General features: G+C 53.8%; 3 protein-coding genes and 1 tRNA gene. 3 read left to right on the top strand and 1 reads right to left on the bottom strand.

Annotation, left to right across the window (positions count from 1 at the left end; genetic code table 11):
• The first annotated feature begins 320 nt into the window (after positions 1–320).
• Positions 321–1,103 carry an SDR family NAD(P)-dependent oxidoreductase gene (locus H5U36_10290; GenBank protein MBC7218494.1) on the top strand — a complete coding sequence of 261 codons (783 nt, stop codon included), beginning with the start codon at positions 321–323 and terminating at the stop codon, positions 1,101–1,103.
• A gap of 4 nt (positions 1,104–1,107) precedes the next feature.
• Here H5U36_10290 and H5U36_10285 read toward each other — a convergent pair.
• Positions 1,108–1,182, bottom strand: a tRNA-Gly gene (locus H5U36_10285).
• Positions 1,183–1,275: 93 nt separating this feature from the next.
• Here H5U36_10285 and H5U36_10280 point away from each other — a divergent pair.
• Positions 1,276–1,545 (top strand): AtpZ/AtpI family protein, encoded by a 270-nt coding sequence (locus H5U36_10280; GenBank protein ID MBC7218493.1) that lies wholly within the window; start codon positions 1,276–1,278, stop codon positions 1,543–1,545.
• Positions 1,517–1,807 carry a hypothetical protein gene (locus tag H5U36_10275; protein MBC7218492.1) on the top strand — a complete coding sequence of 97 codons (291 nt, stop codon included), beginning with the start codon at positions 1,517–1,519 and terminating at the stop codon, positions 1,805–1,807. Before H5U36_10280 ends, H5U36_10275 begins: the two co-directional genes overlap by 29 nt.
• Positions 1,808–1,853: the final 46 nt, after the last annotated feature.

Raw genomic sequence — 1,853 nt, 5'->3', positions numbered from 1 at the left:
GACATCGACGATACCCCGGGATTTCCGAAGGGGAAGCGCCACCTCATGGTAGAGCCACACCGCTTCTTTTGTCGTGAGGAGCCAGTTGGGGTTGAGGAAAGTGGTATCCGAAGCCATAGGAAAACCTCCTTCTTTCTCTTTATAGCACATGAATGTTAGAAATTCAGTCCCTTTTTCGGATTTCTCCAAGCACCCTGAGAACACTCAAGCGTTTGTCTTCCAATCCCTGCAACAATGAAGCGAGTTACCTTTCTCATTCAGTGCAAGAGAGGCAAACATGAGCTACCATTTCCAAAAGAGCACGTACCGAGGTGATTCCTGTGCCTGAGCTTGCACCTGGAACATGGGCTTTCGTGACTGGGGCTTCCTCAGGAATTGGGGAAGCGTTTGCCTATGCACTTTCCCAAAGGGGAATGAACCTCATCCTCCTTGGGCGAAGCGAGAAAGACCTGCAACGTGTGGCAGAGAAAATCGCAAAAGAGCATGGCACAGAGACAGTAACTCTCCGCTGCGACCTCACGAGAGAACTCGACAAAGCAGTGGAGGTTCTCGAGGAGTTCGAGGTGGAGCTCCTCGTGAACAATGCCGGTGCAGGGGTCCATGGGGAATTCCTGAGCGTTCCTTCTTCCCGACACCGGGAAATTATCGAGCTCAACGTGGCGGCCCTAACGGAACTCTCCTTCCACGCCGGAAAGCAGATGGTGGAGAGGAAACGAGGCGGCATCATCAACGTTGGGTCTCTTGCCGGCTTTTTCCCTCTTCCTCACTTTGCCGTCTACGCCGCCACGAAAGCCTACGTGTACTCCCTTTCTCTTGCCCTCTGGGCCGAGTGGAAAAAACACAACGTCCACGTTCTCTACGTGGCACCTGGACCCACAGAGAGCAAGTTCTTTGAGAGAGCTCGTGGGGGAATGAAACGCCCGGAGAAAACCTCTTTTGTGATGCAGCCGGAAGAAGTCGTCAAAGGAGCGCTCCTTGCCTACGAGCAGGGGAAGGCCGTCTACATTCCCGGGTGGCGCAACCGGGTTCTGCCTCTCTTTGTCCGGCGCCTCTTCCCCGACTGGATGGTGGCCCGGTTCGCCGAGAGGTATCCGTACAAATAAAAACTGGAGCGGAAAACGGGATTCGAACCCGCGGCCCTCGGCTTGGGAAGCCGATGCTCTACCCCTGAGCTATTTCCGCTCCTGCCTAATAATATACTCAGAGAAACGGGTTTTTTCAAGTACCCCCCGGGTCCCCCACACCACTTTTTTCTTTCCGGCGTATAATACTCCTATGAGGAAAAGGTTTGAAGAGGAAAACGTATGGAGGATTCTTGGGGAAGTCTGGGACCTTGCCTGGGTGACGGTTGCCCCGATACTTCTTGGGGTCTTTCTGGGACAGTACCTCGATCGGAGGTATCCTCTCGGGTTCTCCTGGACGCTCTCTCTTCTTGCCCTGGGAGCTACCCTGGGTCTTTACAACCTCTACGACACCCTCATGAGAGCAAGCCGGGAAATGGAGCGAAAGAAAAACCATGATTCGAACCATTCTCAGTCTTCTTAGCGGCATGGCGCTTTCTCTTATTCTCCTTGGGCTCATCGCCCGGCAGGTCCGGGAGCTTTTGAGGACCCGCCGCTACTCCCTGTGGCGGGGGATTTTCATCCGCGAGGGGATTGCCGGTATGTGGCTTTTTGTCCTTCTGCGGTACCTGCGGGTGCGGCTCAACGTCTTCGTTGCTTCCTTCCTCGTGAGCTATTTCCTCTTTGTGATTCTTTTTGCCAATCTCTTCTTCAAGGGGGCGGAGAACTGTGGAAGAGGTGCTTAACCCTCACGTCCTTTTCGTCTTCTTTGGTCTTCCAATCACAAAAACC

Source organism: Candidatus Caldatribacterium sp., from assembly GCA_014359405.1.
In the GTDB taxonomy this organism is placed as follows: domain Bacteria; phylum Atribacterota; class Atribacteria; order Atribacterales; family Caldatribacteriaceae; genus Caldatribacterium; species Caldatribacterium oleiphilum.
Note: the sequence above shows the minus strand (reverse complement) of the source record. Positions and strands in the feature narration are given on the sequence as shown.